We start from the raw sequence: 14,320 nt of genomic DNA, 5'->3' as shown, positions 1-14,320 counted from the left end.
GCTCAACCCGCCCTCTCTCGGTTTCTCGTCTGGTGGTGCGTCAGCCGGCCGCGCCGACGGAGAGCTCGGCCGCGAGGAAGTCCGCGAACCGGGCGACGGTGGGGTGCTCCCACGCCACCGCGGCGTCCAGGGTCAGCCCCCAGCGGTCCTCCACCTCGGTGACCAGCGCCACCGCGTGCAGCGAGTCCACTCCGTACTCGGCCATCAGGGCGTCGTGCCGGATCTCGTGGCTCTCCCGGCCCAGGTGGGCGGCGAGCCGTTCGGCCAGCCACTGCCGGATCTCCTCGGCGGGCAGGGCGTGTCGGGTCATGGCGGGACCTCCGGTCGGCGGTGTCGGTCAGGAGTCGTTCCGGGTCGGTCGGGTCGGCCGGGGCCGGCCCGGGTCGGTCGGGGCCGGTCAGTTCCGCGGTGCGGCGGCCGGGGCGGTGGTGGCCATGGCCGTGGCGATGCGCGGGTCGACGACGGCGTACGTGGCGTCCAGCTCGCCGTTGCCGAACAGCTCGCGCATGGCGGAGCGCTCGATCTTGCCGCTGGTGGTGCGGCGCACCCCGCCGCGCCGCAGCAGGCACACGGCGGCCGGTACGACGCCGAAGTCCTGCGCGACCGACTGCTTGACGCGGGCCGCCAGCGCTTGGAGCGCGTCCGGCGCGAGGCCCGCCCGTACCTCGTGGGTGACGACCAGGACCTCCTCGACGTCCGAGGCGTCCTCGGTGGCCGCGGTCGCGGCGAACACCGCGCCGACCGTGCCCAGTTCGGGGTGGCGCACGCGCAGCTCGTGCTCGATGTCCTGCGGGTGGAGGTTGCGGCCCCGGAAGATCATCATGTCCTTGAGGCGGCCGGTCACATAGATCTCGCCGTCGTGCACGGTGCCCAGGTCCCCGGTGCGCAGGTAGCCCCCGTCGCCGTCGGCGGTGCACGCGCGGAAGGTGGCCTCGGTGGCCTCCTCGTTGCGCCAGTAGCCCTGGGCGACGTTGGGGCCGCGCAGCCACAGCTCGCCGACCCGGCCGGGCGCCACCCGTTCCCGGGTGGCGGGGTCGACCACGGCCACGTCGTAGCCGTGCGCGAAGCCGTTGCTCGGCAGCTCGCGGCTGTCCCCGGCGGCGGGGGCGGGGGTGAAGTCATGGGTGGCCAGGGCGTCGGCGGCGACCGCCGTGACGACCGGCTCGCGGGGCGGGGCGCCGGAGACGAACACGGTGGACTCGGCGAGGCCGTAGCACGGGGAGGCCGCCTCGCGGCGGAACCCGGCGGCGGCGAACCGCTTGGCGAACTCCGTCATCGTGCCCGTCTGCACGGGCTCGGAGCCGTTGACCGCGTAGCGCCAGCGCGAGAGGTCCAGGCCGGCCAGCTGCTCGTCGGTGACCTTGCGGGAGCAGTAGTCGTAGCCGAAGTTGGGGGCGGCGGACCACTGCACGTCGTACGCGTCGATCATCTTCAGCCAGTGGTGCGGCCGCTTGAGGAAGGCCGTCGGGTCCATCAGGACGCAGGTGCTGCCGAGGAACAGCGCGGGCAGGGTCTGCGCCATCAGGCCCATGTCGTGGTACTGCGGGGCCCAGCCGCCGAACCGGGCGCCGTCGGGGACCTCCAGGGTCCGGCACAGGGTCGCCGCGTTGACCAGCAGGTTCCGGTGGGTGATCATCACGCCCTTGGGCGTGCCGGTGGAGCCGGAGGTGTACTGGAGCAGGGCCAGGTCCGACGGTCCGGACCCGGGGGACCGCCACGCGTCCGGGTCGCCGTCCGCCGCGGTGCCGGTCGCCGCCACCGGCAGACCGGCCAGTTCCTCCGCGGCGGCCCACTCCCGTACGGCGTCCAGGTGCGCGGTGTCCGTCAGGACGGCCGCGGCCTGCGAGTCGGCGGCCACCGCGCGGACGCGGCGGCGCTCGTGCGGGAAGCGGCCCGGCAGCGGCGCCGGTACGCCGACCATGCCGGCGTAGAGGCAGCCGAGGAAGGCGACGATGAATTCGGCGGGCGGATAGAGCAGCAGTATCCGCGAGCCCCGGGGGTGTTCCCCGGCGAGCCGCACCGCGATACCGCGGGCCTTTTCGTCCAGTTCCCGGTAGGTGAGGTGGACCGCGTCCCGGCTTTCGGGATCGCGTACCCAGATCAGCGCGTCCTGGCCGGGCCGGGCCACGGCCCACTGCCGCAGGATTTCCGTCGCACTGGAATAACGCGTGGCATCCAACATGACCCGTCAATTCCTCGTTTCTCCGAACGGAAATGGGCCGGCCGTCTTCTCGAAAGGCATCCGACGGCCGCCGGACCGGCTGGGCGTCGTGAAGCTATCCGCGCCGCGAAGCGGCCGTCAAGGACATTAAGTCACCGCCGAACCGCCGCGCGACAGGCCCGCAAAAGGCCGTACGACGGCCCGGACTTCCGTTTTCAAGGCAGGGCTGAAACAGCTTCCGCGAAGTCGCGGCGCCCGTTGTCCGGCAAAGTCACGGAAAGAAAAGTCCCGGCCCGCCGGGCGGTGTTCACGCGGCCGTCATACGGCTTTCCGCACCCGTCGCCGCACGCCCTTCGACGCCGGCCGCCATACGGGTTTCCGTACCCGTCGCCATAGGGGTCCGGGCGCCGGCCGTCCCGTGCCGCGGCGCGTCGTCCGCCGCGTCCTGTTCCATACCGAGCAGCGCCATTCCCAGCGGCGTCACCGTGTGCACCACGGTATTGCGGTTCCGGTGCGTGGTGATGAGCCCGGATTCCCGCAGGATCGCCGCGTGCTGGCTGGCGCCGGCGGAGGATATGCCGAGTTTCTGGGCGAGTTCCGTGGTGGTGCGGGAGGCGGTCAGCGCGCGCAGCGCGGCGGCCCGGGTCCGCCCGACCAGCGCGCCGAGCGCCTGCACCGTGTTGACCGGCTCGTCCCACAGCCGCTCCGCCTGCGGTGAGCTGGGGGGCACGGCGAAGACCAGCGCGGCCTGGCCGGTGTCCGGCTCCGCGCCGATCAGTACGCCGGGGCGGTGCGCCAGGAAGAAGGAGGGCACCAGCAGCAGCCCGCGGCCGCGCAGCCGTACCTCCTGGTCGGGGCCGGGCAGTTCCAGCACCGGGGAGTTCCAGGAGACGCGCGAGTGCAGCGTCGCGAGCAGCCGGTCCACGCCGCCGGTCATGGTGATCCGGCCGCGGGTGGTGCACTCGGCCTCCAGGTGGTTGAGCATCCTGCCCCAGTACGGCGCGACCGCCGACCGCCACACCTCCAGGACGCCGTCGAGCACCTCCTGACGGTCGATGCCGAGCGCCCGCAGCGCCCCGTCGTCCGCGCCGGGCGACCGGTCCACCAGGCACAGCAGGTCGTCCGGTGCCCGTACGGCGTGCGACCGGGTGGCCAGCAGGCCGGTCAGCGGGGTCCGCCGGCGCAGGTGCCGGCTGAGCCGGTGCCGCCAGCGCTGGTGCAGGGCGTTGCTCGCGCCGTCCAGCAGCCCGAGCGCGAACACGGTCTCGGCGACCGGCCCGAGCGTGGGGCTCAGCCGGGTGCGGGCCAGGTCCTGCGCCGTGAAATGAATTCTCAACACGTGGTGTTCCTCCCCCGTTCACCGGGAACGCCGCGGCCGTGCACACGGCGCTCCCGGCAGAGAAATGTGCGTGGTGCGGCGGTTCAGGCCGCGGCTGCCCGCTTCAGACCGAGCACCTTGACCGCTTCGTAGTAGACCTTGGCGAGGCTGTTGCACTCGGTGCGGTCCTCGCCGCTGTACTTCGCGCAGACCCGCTTGAGGTCCTCGTAGAAGGCGTTGTCCAGCCGTGCCTTGTTCGCGGGGAACTGGCCCGCCGCACGGTAGTTGCGGTAGCCGAAGTCATGGCGGGCACAGGACATCTTGAACGGGTAGCCGTACGGGTTGTCCGGCGAGGAGGTGCAGTAGTCGGTGGACCAGTCGAAACCGTACGCGGCCCAGTCCCCCTGATGGCTGCGCGCGGCGTTCCACGCGTCGTAACTGGCCGCGCTGGTCTGGGTGAAATTCGCGAGAACTTTCATCTTGTCCGCGGGCGCCGCCTGTGCGGGCGTGGCCGTACCCACGGCGACGATCGCCGCGACCCCGGCCGCCACCATCACCGCTCTCCTTGTGCGCGCCATCGGCTGCCTCCGAATTCTCTGGCTCCCGCACCGGGGAACCGCCCGCCCCGCACACGCCGTGCGGGGATGCCCACAGTCTCCGGAGGCCGGCTATGGACGCTTTATCGGATGCCCATGCGCGCACTTTCGCGCTCACTGCTCCGAGGAACAGCGCTCCTCGAAAAGGCTGGTGGCGGTTCTGCCGCCGCCTTGTCTCAGCCGTCTGGTGAACCGCAGCGTGGCCTGCTCCAGCGAGGCCTCCGCGGCGTGCAGCTCGGCGGCGTGCAGCCGCAGCAGGCCGCGGTAGCGGTACAGCAGCGAGCCGCGCCGGACCCGCGAGCCGGTCGCCAGCAGGTTGAGGTCGACGAGCCGCTCCAGCAGGTCTTCGGCCTCGGCCTGGCCCACCCGGAGCACCTGCGCCGCGGCCGGTACGCCGAACGGCCCGTCCGGCAGCGCGCTGAGCGCCCCGTAGGCGTGTGCGAGGTGCGGCGGCAGTCCCGCCACGGCCTGGTCGAAGCAGGCCCGCAGGGAGTGCTCGCCGTGGCTGAGGATGTCGAGCCGGCGGGCGCCGTCGGACAGCCGGGTGACCAGGTCCTTGACGTACCAGTGGGGCTTGCCGGCCAGCCGGGCGCCGGCCGCGCGCAGGGCCAGCGGCAGCCGTCCGCACCGTTCGACCAGTTCGTCCACGGCGCCGGGCTCGGCGGCGACGCGGTCGCGGCCGACCACCGAGGCGAGCAGCGCCACCGACTCGTCGTGGCCGAGCGGCCCGAGCTGGACGCCGGGGGCGCCGCGGTTGTCCATGAACTGGTCGAGTCCGGTGATCAGGACGCAGGTGTGCCCGCCGCCCGGCAGGAGCGGTTCGACCTGCTGGAAGGAGGTGGCGTCGTCGAGGATGACCAGGGTGCGGCGCTCGCAGAGGATGCTGCGGTAGAGGGCGCCGCACTCGGCGGGGTCGTCGGGCATCAGCTCGGCGGGCACGCCGAGGGCGCGCAGGAACCGGCGCAGGACGACGCCGGCCGCCTGTCCGGGGCGGTCCCGCTCGGCCTCGCGCAGGTTCACGAACAGCTGGCCGTCCGGGAAGTACTGGAGCATCTGGCTGCCCCAGTGCGTCGCGAGGGCGGTCTTGCCGCTGCCTGGGGCGCCGCTGATGAAGCTGACCACCGAGCCGTGCCGGGCGGGTCCGCCGGTCAGCAGGGTGTCGAGGGTGCGCAGCTCGGCGGTGCGGCCGACGAAGGCGACGCTGGAGGGCAGCAGCTGGGACGGCGCCCGGCCGCCCCTGGGGCGGCCGTCGCGGGGCTCCTCGGCGGGCAGGACGGGCGCGGTGTTGTTGAGGATGGAGTCGTGGGCGGCCTGGAGTTCGGCGCCCGGTTCCAGGCCCAGTTCCTCGATCGACAGCTTGCGCGCCTCACGGTACGTACGCAGGGCCTCGGCCCGCTGTCCTGCCCGGTACTGGGCGATCATGAGGACGGTCCGCAGCTGCTCCCGCAGTGGGCTGGCGTGTACCAGAGCGGTCAACTCACCTATCAGCGACCGGTGTTCACCCAGTTCCAGTCTCAGCGACATCAGCTGTTCGGTTGCCAGCAGCCGCTGCTCCGCGAGCCGCACCGCCTCCGACTCGGCGAACTGCGCGGCCACGCCGCCCAGCGCCGGTCCCCGCCATAATCCCAGCCCTTGCTGGAGCGCCTGCACCGCCTCGGCCCTGCGGCCCTCGCGCGCCAGGGCGTATCCGCGCTCGGCGCCGCGTGCGAATTCGACGGTGTCCAGCCGGTGCCCGTCGAGCGCGAGCTGATAGCCGGGCGAGACAGTGCGGATCACGTCGTCCGTATAGCCGGCGGAGCGGAAGAGTTTGCGCAGCGCGGCCACGCAGATCGAGACCTGGGTGCGGCCGGTGTTCGGGGGGCGGCCGTCCCAGACCTCGGTCACCAGCGAGTCGACCGAGACGACCCGGCCCTGGGCCAGCAGCAGCCGCGCCAGGACCGCCCGCTGGCGTACGCCCTGGATACGCAGCGCCTGCCCGCCGGCGCGGACCTCCAGCGGCCCCAGCAGCCTGAATTCCAGTCCGGTGGGCGAAGCGCACTCCCCCGCCGGTCCGGTGTGGTCGTGCGCCCTGTCGTTGCCAAGCGGTGCGGGTGCCATTGACTGACGATCCTCCGTCGAGTTGCGCATCAGCGAGAACGGTCCACGTGCACTGGTGACCAACACTGCGTCGTCCGGCGGCGCGTGCCCTCGCAGGCCGGCGCCGCCTCCTCACCCCCGTTGTTGTGTTGGCGCGCGGCTTTCCGCGCGTATGCTCTCGTCGGAGCGGGTCCCGGAACGGCGGCGTCCCCGCCGGCCGGCCTCAACTCTGCTGGGAAACCCGGACGTCGGTCCTTTCATCCCAGTTAAAAGTGATGCAACTGCGGACCATAGTCCACAAGTTGAAGTGATACAACCGACCATCTCGACTACTGACCGGTTGCCCACGGCCCCGAACCCGTCCCGGCCCGCCGACCTGTGAGAAACCCTTCACGTACCGCGCGGTATGTGAAAGGTACAGTCGAATGCGGAAATCACCATTCCGTTAACCCGCGCTTATCGACGGATTATGCCGCCGCTTTCCGGCGCCCCCGCCGCCGTACCCGTGCGATAGCGTGCGACCGGCTTCTTACCCCACCGGTCACCGACGCGCCGGCATTCGGCTTTTGTTCGGGACAAATTCGGGAGACATTGTGCGAAAGGTTTCGGGGATACGACTGCTTTCCGCGGGCGCCGGCGCCGCGGTCCTGGCCGGCGTCCTGACGGCACTGCCCGCCACGGGCGCCTCCGGCGGCGACGCGGTGGCCGCGGGCAGCGCCCGGCACGCCGCCGCCGCGAAGGGCACCGCGCGCCCGGACGCCCAGCACGTGGTGCTGGCGGTGCACGGCGGCGCGGGCGGCGCGCTGAAGCGCGAGGACGCGCCGCCCGGCCTGGAGAAGGTGCTCCGCGACGGGCTGGCGGACGCGCTGCGCGCCGGGCAGAAAGTCCTGGACAAGGGCGGCAGCAGCGTGGCGGCGGTCGAGGCCGCCGTCCGCACGCTGGAAGACAACGAGATGTTCAACGCGGGCAAGGGCGCGGTGTTCAACGAGGACGCGGGCCACGAGCTGGACGCGTCGATCATGCGCGGCTCCGACCTGGCGGCGGGGGCCGTGGCGGGCGTACGCAACGTCCGTAACCCGGTCTCCGCGGCCCGGCTGGTCATGGAGAAGACCAGGCACGTGCTGCTGGCCGGCGAGGGCGCCGACGACTTCGCGGCCCGCGGCGGCCTGCCCACCGTCACCCAGGACTACTACTGGACCGAGGCCAGGTGGCAGGAGCTGCTCATGGCCAAGGGGCGCGGCGCCAAGGGCAAGAAGGGCGGCGGCAAGGACGACAAGCTCACCCAGGGCACCGTCGGCGCGGTCGCCGTCGACCACGACCGCAACCTCGCGGCGGCCACGTCCAGCGGCGGCCTGGCCAACAAGATGGTCGGCCGGGTCGGCGACTCGCCCGTCGTCGGCGCGGGCACCTACGCCAAGAACAGCACCGTCGCGGCCAGCGCCACCGGAGCGGGCGAGGTCTTCCTGCGGGGCGCCGCCACCGCCACGATCTCCGACCTGATCGAGTTCGGCGGCAAGGACCTGCCCGGCGCCGCGTACGAGGTCCTGGTGAAGCGGCTGCCGAAACTCGGCGGCGACGGCGGCGTGATCGCGCTGAACGCCCAGGGCGTCTACGACGCCCCGCACAGCAGCGACGGCATGCTGGACGGCTACCTCACGGCAGACGGCAAGATCCACACACGGATCTTCTCCGACGAGTCGCCGCCCGACCAGTGAGCGACGGCGGCAGACGACGGCAGGGGCCCGGACGACCGCGTCCGGGCCCCGCCCGTCTGCCGTACCGGTGCGGTGACCGCCCGTCCACGGCAGTCACCGCACCGCCCTCACCACACCGCCGTCGTCACCGCCCCGCGCGCTTGGCGGTGACCGCCGCCCACCGCTCCAGGACCCCGGCCGCCGCGCCGGAGTCCACCGCCTCGGCCGCCCGCGCCACACCGTCCGCCAGCCGCTCCGCGACCGGACGGTCCGAAGGCCGCAGCGCCGCCAGGCCGGCCGCGGCCGACAGCAGGACCGCGTCCCGTACGGGCCCCGTCGCCCCGGCGAACACCTCACGTGCCACCCGGGCGTTGTGCGCCCGGCCGCCGCCGCGCAGGGCCTCGGCGGGCGCGTAGGACATCCCGAGGTCCCGCGGGTCGAAGACCTCTTCCCGGACCTCGTGGCCGTGCACCGACCAGACCGTGGACGTGGTGGTCACGGTCAGCTCGTCCATGCCGTCGTCGCCCCGGAAGACCAGCGCCGACACGCCCCGGCGGGCCAGCACCCGGGCCAGCAGCGGGGCCGTCCGCGGGTCCGCGACGCCGACCGCCTGGGCCGCGGGGCGCGCCGGGTTGGCCAGCGGGCCCAGGGAGTTGAAGACGGTACGGATGCCGAGTTCGCGGCGGGGCCCGGCCGCGTGCCGCATCGCCGGGTGGAACAGCGGGGCGAAGCAGAAGGTGATGCCGGTCTCCTCGGCCACCTCCGCGACGGCTTCGGGCGCGAGTTCCAGGGCGACGCCCAGTTCCTCCAGTACGTCGGCCGACCCGCAGGCGGAGGAGGCCGAGCGGTTGCCGTGCTTGACCACCCGGGCCCCGGCGCCGGCCGCGACCACCGCCGACATCGTGGAGATGTTGACGCTGTCCGAGCCGTCGCCGCCGGTGCCGACGATGTCCAGCGCGGGCCCCGGCACGCGCAGGGGCACCCCGTGCGCGGCCAGGGCACCGGCCAGCCCGGCGATCTCCTCGGCCGTCTCCCCCTTGGCGCGCAGGGCCACGAGCAGCGCGGCGAGCCGGGCCGGTCCGGCGTCGCCCGTCATCACCTGCCCCATGGCCCAGGCGGTGTCCGCCTCGGTCAGGTCCCGGCGTTCCAGCAGCGCGTTCAGCAGGGCGGGCCAGGTGGGGTCCGGGCGCCCGGCGGTCACCGGGTGCCGCCCGCGGTGGTGGCGGGCACCCCGTGACCGGCGGCCGTGGTCAGGAAGTTGGCCATCATCTCCAGGCCGCCGTTCGTCATGATGCTCTCCGGGTGGAACTGCACCCCTTCCACGGGCAGGGTGCGGTGCCGCAGCCCCATCACGTACCCGTGGTCGGTGTCGGCGGCGGTCACCACCAGTTCGTCCGGCAGCGGTTCGGCGACGATCAGCGAGTGGTAGCGGGTCGCCTCCAGCGTGTGGCCCAGGCCCTGGAAGATGCCGGCCCCGTCGTGCCGCACCGTGCTGGTCCGCCCGTGCATCACCTGCTCCGCCACCTCGATCCGGCCGCCGTACGCCAGCGCCACGGCCTGGTGGCCCAGGCAGACGCCGAGCAGCGGCACCCGTCCGGCGAAGTGCCGCACCAGCTCCACGTGGCCGGACTCCGCCGGGTGGCCGGGCCCCGGCCCGAGCACCAGCGCGTCGGGCTCCAGCGCGGCCAGTTCGCCGGGGGTGCGGGTCAGGGACCGTACGACCTGGGTGTGCGCGCCGAGGGTGCGCAGGTACTGGTCGATGATGTGGACGAAGCTGTCGTACGCGTCGATCAGGACGACCCGGGTGCCGGCGAAGCTCCGCGCCCCGCCCGCTCCCCCGGTGCCCGCCGCGGTCCGCGTTCCGGTCATGCCGTCAGCTCCTCACCGGTGAGCGCCCAGTAGGCGGCCCCCATCTTCGCCAGCGTCTCGCGCCATTCCGCCTGCGGGTCGGACTGCGCGACCATGCCCGCCGAGCTCTGGGTCGCGTAGGTGCTCCCGTCGTACTCGATCGTGCGGATGCACAGCGCCAGTTCGCTCCAGCCGCGGACGTCCACCAGGCCCACCGCGCCCGCGTAGGCGCCGCGCGGTTCGTGCTCCAGCCCGTCGATGATCTCCATGGCGCGCACCTTGGGCGCGCCGGTCATGGTCCCGGCGGGGAAGGTGGCGCGTACCGCCTGCCAGGGGCCCACGCCCGGTTCGAGCCGTCCGGTGACCGAGGAGACCAGGTGGAAGACGTGCGAGTAGCTCTCCACGGCCATCAGCCGCTCCACCGGCTGGGTGCTGGGCCGGCTCACCCGGCCCACGTCGTTGCGGCACAGGTCCACGAGCATGATGTGCTCGGCGCGTTCCTTGGTGCTCTCCCGCATCTCCTTGACGCGCCGCCGGTTCTCCTCGGCGTCCGGGCCGCGCCGCGCGGTGCCGGCGATGGGGCGCATCACGATCTCGTCGCCCTCGATCCGGAAGAACAGCTCCGGGCTGGCGCCGATCAGGGTGCTGCCCTCGCGCGGCATCAGGTACATGTACGGCGAGGGGTTGCGGCCACGCAGCCGCCGGTAGACCTCGACGGGTGTCAGGGCGGTCCGCACGTCGATGCGGTGGCCGATCTGGATCTGGTAGATGTCACCGACCCGGATGTGCTCCAGGCACCGGTCCGCCCAGTCCAGGAACGTGGCGCGGTCGACGCTGTCGCGTACGGACAGCGGGGCGGGCGCCTCGGGCAGCGGCCCGCCGCCCGGCTCCCGTGCGGCCTCGTGCGCCGCCGCGGCCACGTCCGCCGCCGTCACGGCCGCGTCCGGCCAGCCGTCCCCTTCGGCCCGCAGGTGGCGCACCTCGCCGGTGGCGTGGTCGTACCACACGGTGTCCCGGAAGAGGGTCAGTGTGATGTCCGGCCCGCGGGGCGCCTTCGTACGGGCGGGCAGCGTCTCCATGTGCCAGGCGGACTCGTAGGCGAGCGCGGCCAGGAACCCGAAGGCGTACGCGTCCGCCGGCACCGCGGTGTCCAGGGCGAACAGCCGCTGTGCCGCCGTGAGCAGCGCCCAGACCTGCCCTGGCTCGCTGTGGCGCAGCCGCAGGCCGCCGCGGGGCCCCGCCGGGTCCCTGCGCAGCCCCAGTTCGCGGGCGGTCGCGGCGAGCGCGGGCCCGAGGCCCGGCACGCCGTCGGCGTCGATGTCGATGTGCCGCTCGTGGACGCGGATCGCGGCCAGCCGGCCGAATCCGACGACGGCGGAGCGGCGGTCCGCGTCGGCTCCGGCCAGGCTCTCGAAGAGGTAGACGTCCGCCGCCGTCAGGGTGTGCCGCAGGCGGGTGTACAGGTCGAGCGGGTCGTGGCGGGGCAGGCCGGCAGCGGTGACCCGCACACCGATCGGCGTCGTTCCCGGCATGGTGAACTCCTCGTGGACGCGGCCCCGTCGGCGGTCCGCGGGGCCGTTGGCGCTGGGCCGCGGTCAGCAAAGCAGCGGGCGCGGCGGGCGTACCAGACCAATCGGAGCGCACCGGTACGGACCACTTCGGATTCGCTTGACCGCGCTTCGGCCCGTGCCCGTGGATGGAGTGACGCGAGGTGTTGTCCCGTTCCCGGAAAGGCAGCGATGATGCGTAATCCGCACGACACGGCCGGCTCCCCCGCCGGTTCCTGGCGGTCCTTTCCCGCCGCGCAGCAGCCGGACTGGCCCGACCCGGCGGAGCTGGGCGCGGTGACGCGCCGGCTGGCCGCGTCCCCGCCCCTGGTCTTCGCCGCCGAGTGCGACGCGCTGCGCGAACGGCTGGCGGAGGTCGCGCGGGGCGAGGCGCTGCTGCTCCAGGGCGGTGACTGCGCCGAGACCTTCGGCCCGTCCGGCATCACCGAGTCGGTGCGCGGCAAGCTCAGAACGCTCCTGCAGATGGCGGTGGTCCTGACGTACGCCGCCGCCGTGCCGGTGGTCAAGGTCGGGCGGATGGCCGGGCAGTACGCCAAGCCGCGGTCCAGCCCGGTCGAGCGGCGGGACGGCCTGACCCTGCCCTCGTACCGGGGCGACGCGGTCAACGGCCTCGAATTCACCGCCGGGGCACGGCGCCCCGACCCCGGGCGGATGCTGCGGATGTACGAGTCGTCGGCGCTGACCCTCAACCTCGTACGGGCCCTGACCACCGGCGGCTTCGCCGACCTGCGCCAGGTGCACGCCTGGAACCGGGGGTTCGTCGCCGGGTCGCGGGCGGGCGAGCGCTACGAGGAGCTGGCCGACGCGATCGAGCACAGCCTCGCGTTCATGCAGGCCTGCGAGATCGACACCAAGGAGCTGGGCACCGCCGAGTTCTACGTCTCGCACGAGGGGCTGCTGCTGGACTACGAGGCGGCGCTGACCCGCACCGACGCGCGGACCGGGCAGGCGTACGCCACCAGCGGGCACCTGCTGTGGATCGGCGAGCGCACGCGCGACCTGGACGGCGCGCACGTGGAGTTCTTCTCGCGGGTGCGCAACCCGGTCGCGGTCAAGCTGGGCCCGGCCACCGACCCGGACACCGTGCTGCGCTACCTCGACCGGCTGGACCCGCGCCGGGAGCCGGGGCGGCTGACCTTCGTGGTGCGCGCGGGCGCCGACCGGGTGCGCGACGTGCTGCCGACGCTGGTGGAGAAGGTGGTCGCCGAAGGCGCCCTGGTGGGCTGGGTCTGCGATCCCATGCACGGCAACACGATCACCGCGCCCAGCGGCCACAAGACCCGCCGGTTCGACACGGTCCTGGACGAGGTGCGGGGCTTCGTCGAGGTGCACCACGCGCTGGGCACCCACCCCGGCGGCGTGCACGTCGAACTGACCGGGGACGACGTGACCGAATGCATCGGCGGCGGCAACTCGGTGCTCGCCGAGGACCTGCCGCACCGCTACGAGACCGCCTGCGACCCCCGGCTGAACCACGCCCAGTCCCTGGACCTGGCCTTCCTCCTCGCCGAGATGTACCGCGACCGCCCGCGCGGCGACCGCGGCCCGGCCCGGACCTGAGACCGGCGGCGGCCGGGCGGCGCCCCGGGCTCAGGCCGAACGGGCCGCCGCCCGCACCGGCCCGGGGTACCGCCGCGCGCCCGGCAGCTCCGCGTGGGCCGCGCCCACCGCGCGCAGCGCCTCCGCCAGCCCGGAGCGGTGGAGCGCGGTGTAGCCCACGACGAGGGCCGGCCGCGCGCCGTCGGGCCGGGCGCAGAACTCCCGGCCCCCGCGTACCAGGACCGACCGGCGCAGCGCGCCCGCCACCAGCGCGGCTTCGTCGGTGTGCCGGGGCAGCCGTACGTAGGCGTGCAGCCCGGCGGCCGGGCCGTCGAGCCGGGCCTCGGGCAGGAACTGCCGTACGGCGTCGGCCAGCGTCTTGCGGCGCGTGGCGTAGCGCGCCCGCAGGCGGCGCAGGTGGCGGTCGAAGGAGCCGGAGCGCAGCAGTTCGGCGAAGGTGAGCTGGGTCAGGCAGTCGGAGCCCAGGTCGCGCTGCGAGCGCAGCCGTTCCAGGACCGGCTGCAGGTCCCGCGGCACCACCAGCCAGCCCAGCCGCAGGGCGGGGACCAGGGACTTCGAGGATGTGCCCGCGTACACCACGCGCTCGGGGGCGAGGCGTTGCAGGGCCAGCGGGCGCGCCCGGCGGTCGAACCAGAAGTCGCCGTCGTAGTCGTCCTCGATCACGTAGCCGTCCACGTCCCGTGCCCAGCGCACCAGCGCCTCCCGGCGTTCCGGGGAGAGGGTGACACCGGTGGGGAACTGGTGGAAGGGCGTGACGAACACCGCGCGGGCCCCGGTGCGGGCCAGCGCCTGCACGTCGATACCGTCCTCGTCGACGGGTACGGGCACCGTCCGCATCCCCGCCTCCCGCACGAACGCCCGCTGCCGGGGCAGCCCGGGGTCCTCCATGGCCAGCGTGGTCATGCCCAGGGACGGCAGCGCGGCACACAGCAGGCCCAGCCCGTGCGCGAAGCCGGAGACGACCATGACCTGGCCGGGCGCGGCCCGCACGCCCCGGACCCGGCCCAGGTAGCGGGCCACCTCCTCCCGCATCGCGGGCACGCCGGACGGCGGCGGGTAGCCCAGGTCGCCCTGCCGTACGGTCCGCAGGACGCGCTGGCCGCAGCCGAGCCACTCCCGGTACGGGAAGTGCGCGACGTTGACGGTGCCGCTGCGCAGGTCCCAGCGGACCGACGGCACCTGCCCCTCGTCCAGGAGCGTGGGCACGACCGGCGCGGGGGCGGCCGACAGGTGCCGGACCACGCGGGTCCCGGAGCCCTGCACCGCCTCCAGGTAGCCTTCGGCGACCAGTTGCCCGTACGCCTCGACCACCACGCTGCGGGAGACGTCCAGGTCGTCGGCGAGCCGCCGGGTGGACGGCAGCCGGGTGCCGGGGTGCAGCACCCCGTCGCTGATCTCCCGCTTGATGGTGCGCTGCACCTGGGCGGTGAGGGACTCCCCGGAGTCCCGGGAGATCTCGATGGATGCTTGCCAGCTCATGACGGATTCCCCCCGAAAGT

At 73.7% G+C, this 14,320-nt stretch carries 11 protein-coding genes; 2 read left to right on the top strand and 9 right to left on the bottom strand.

Going from position 1 to position 14,320, the window contains the following annotated elements:
• Positions 1-40: 40 nt before the first annotated feature.
• The 5 genes from ACFV57_RS24895 to ACFV57_RS24875 form a co-directional block, all read right to left on the bottom strand.
• Positions 41-310, bottom strand: a complete 270-nt coding sequence (locus ACFV57_RS24895; RefSeq protein ID WP_385236344.1) for an acyl carrier protein — start codon at positions 308-310, stop codon at positions 41-43.
• 87 nt (positions 311-397) lie between these two features.
• Positions 398-2,182 (bottom strand): fatty acyl-AMP ligase, encoded by a 1,785-nt coding sequence (locus tag ACFV57_RS24890; protein ID WP_385236341.1) that lies wholly within the window; start codon positions 2,180-2,182, stop codon positions 398-400.
• Between the two features lie 286 nt (positions 2,183-2,468).
• On the bottom strand, positions 2,469-3,500 hold the full coding sequence (locus ACFV57_RS24885; protein ID WP_385236338.1) for a winged helix-turn-helix domain-containing protein: 1,032 nt from the start codon (positions 3,498-3,500) through the stop codon (positions 2,469-2,471).
• A gap of 83 nt (positions 3,501-3,583) precedes the next feature.
• The gene (locus ACFV57_RS24880) at positions 3,584-4,057 is read right to left on the bottom strand and encodes a phospholipase (protein ID WP_385236335.1); all 474 of its coding nucleotides are present in this window, start codon (positions 4,055-4,057) and stop codon (positions 3,584-3,586) included.
• Positions 4,058-4,189: 132 nt separating this feature from the next.
• Positions 4,190-6,172 carry a BTAD domain-containing putative transcriptional regulator gene (locus ACFV57_RS24875; RefSeq protein WP_385236332.1) on the bottom strand — a complete coding sequence of 661 codons (1,983 nt, stop codon included), beginning with the start codon at positions 6,170-6,172 and terminating at the stop codon, positions 4,190-4,192.
• Between the two features lie 572 nt (positions 6,173-6,744).
• Here ACFV57_RS24875 and ACFV57_RS24870 point away from each other — a divergent pair.
• Positions 6,745-7,866 (top strand): isoaspartyl peptidase/L-asparaginase family protein, encoded by a 1,122-nt coding sequence (locus ACFV57_RS24870; protein ID WP_385236329.1) that lies wholly within the window; start codon positions 6,745-6,747, stop codon positions 7,864-7,866.
• Between the two features lie 124 nt (positions 7,867-7,990).
• Here the strand turns inward: ACFV57_RS24870 and trpD are convergent, their stop codons facing one another.
• From trpD to ACFV57_RS24855, 3 genes are read right to left on the bottom strand one after another with little or no spacing between them, the layout of a single operon-like run.
• A complete protein-coding gene (gene trpD / locus ACFV57_RS24865; RefSeq protein WP_385236326.1) occupies positions 7,991-9,046 on the bottom strand; it encodes an anthranilate phosphoribosyltransferase in 1,056 nt (351 codons plus the stop codon).
• Positions 9,043-9,714, bottom strand: a complete 672-nt coding sequence (locus tag ACFV57_RS24860; protein ID WP_385236323.1) for an anthranilate synthase component II — start codon at positions 9,712-9,714, stop codon at positions 9,043-9,045. Before ACFV57_RS24860 ends, trpD begins: the two co-directional genes overlap by 4 nt.
• The gene (locus ACFV57_RS24855) at positions 9,711-11,225 is read right to left on the bottom strand and encodes an anthranilate synthase component I family protein (RefSeq protein ID WP_385236320.1); all 1,515 of its coding nucleotides are present in this window, start codon (positions 11,223-11,225) and stop codon (positions 9,711-9,713) included. The genes ACFV57_RS24860 and ACFV57_RS24855 overlap by 4 nt, the downstream gene beginning before the upstream one ends.
• Before the next feature lie 207 nt (positions 11,226-11,432).
• On the opposite strand from ACFV57_RS24855, the gene ACFV57_RS24850 reads away from it, so the two are divergent.
• The gene (locus ACFV57_RS24850; RefSeq protein ID WP_385236317.1) at positions 11,433-12,821 is read left to right on the top strand and encodes a class II 3-deoxy-7-phosphoheptulonate synthase; all 1,389 of its coding nucleotides are present in this window, start codon (positions 11,433-11,435) and stop codon (positions 12,819-12,821) included.
• 30 nt (positions 12,822-12,851) lie between these two features.
• Here ACFV57_RS24850 and ACFV57_RS24845 read toward each other — a convergent pair whose 3' ends face one another.
• A complete protein-coding gene (locus tag ACFV57_RS24845; RefSeq protein WP_385236314.1) occupies positions 12,852-14,300 on the bottom strand; it encodes a PLP-dependent aminotransferase family protein in 1,449 nt (482 codons plus the stop codon).
• Positions 14,301-14,320: the final 20 nt, after the last annotated feature.

It is taken from the genome of Streptomyces sp. NPDC059788, from assembly GCF_042732265.1.
Taxonomy (GTDB): Bacteria; Actinomycetota; Actinomycetes; order Streptomycetales; family Streptomycetaceae; genus Streptomyces.
The sequence above is the reverse complement of the archived record's forward strand: the minus strand, read 5'-3'. Positions and strand labels throughout refer to the sequence as shown.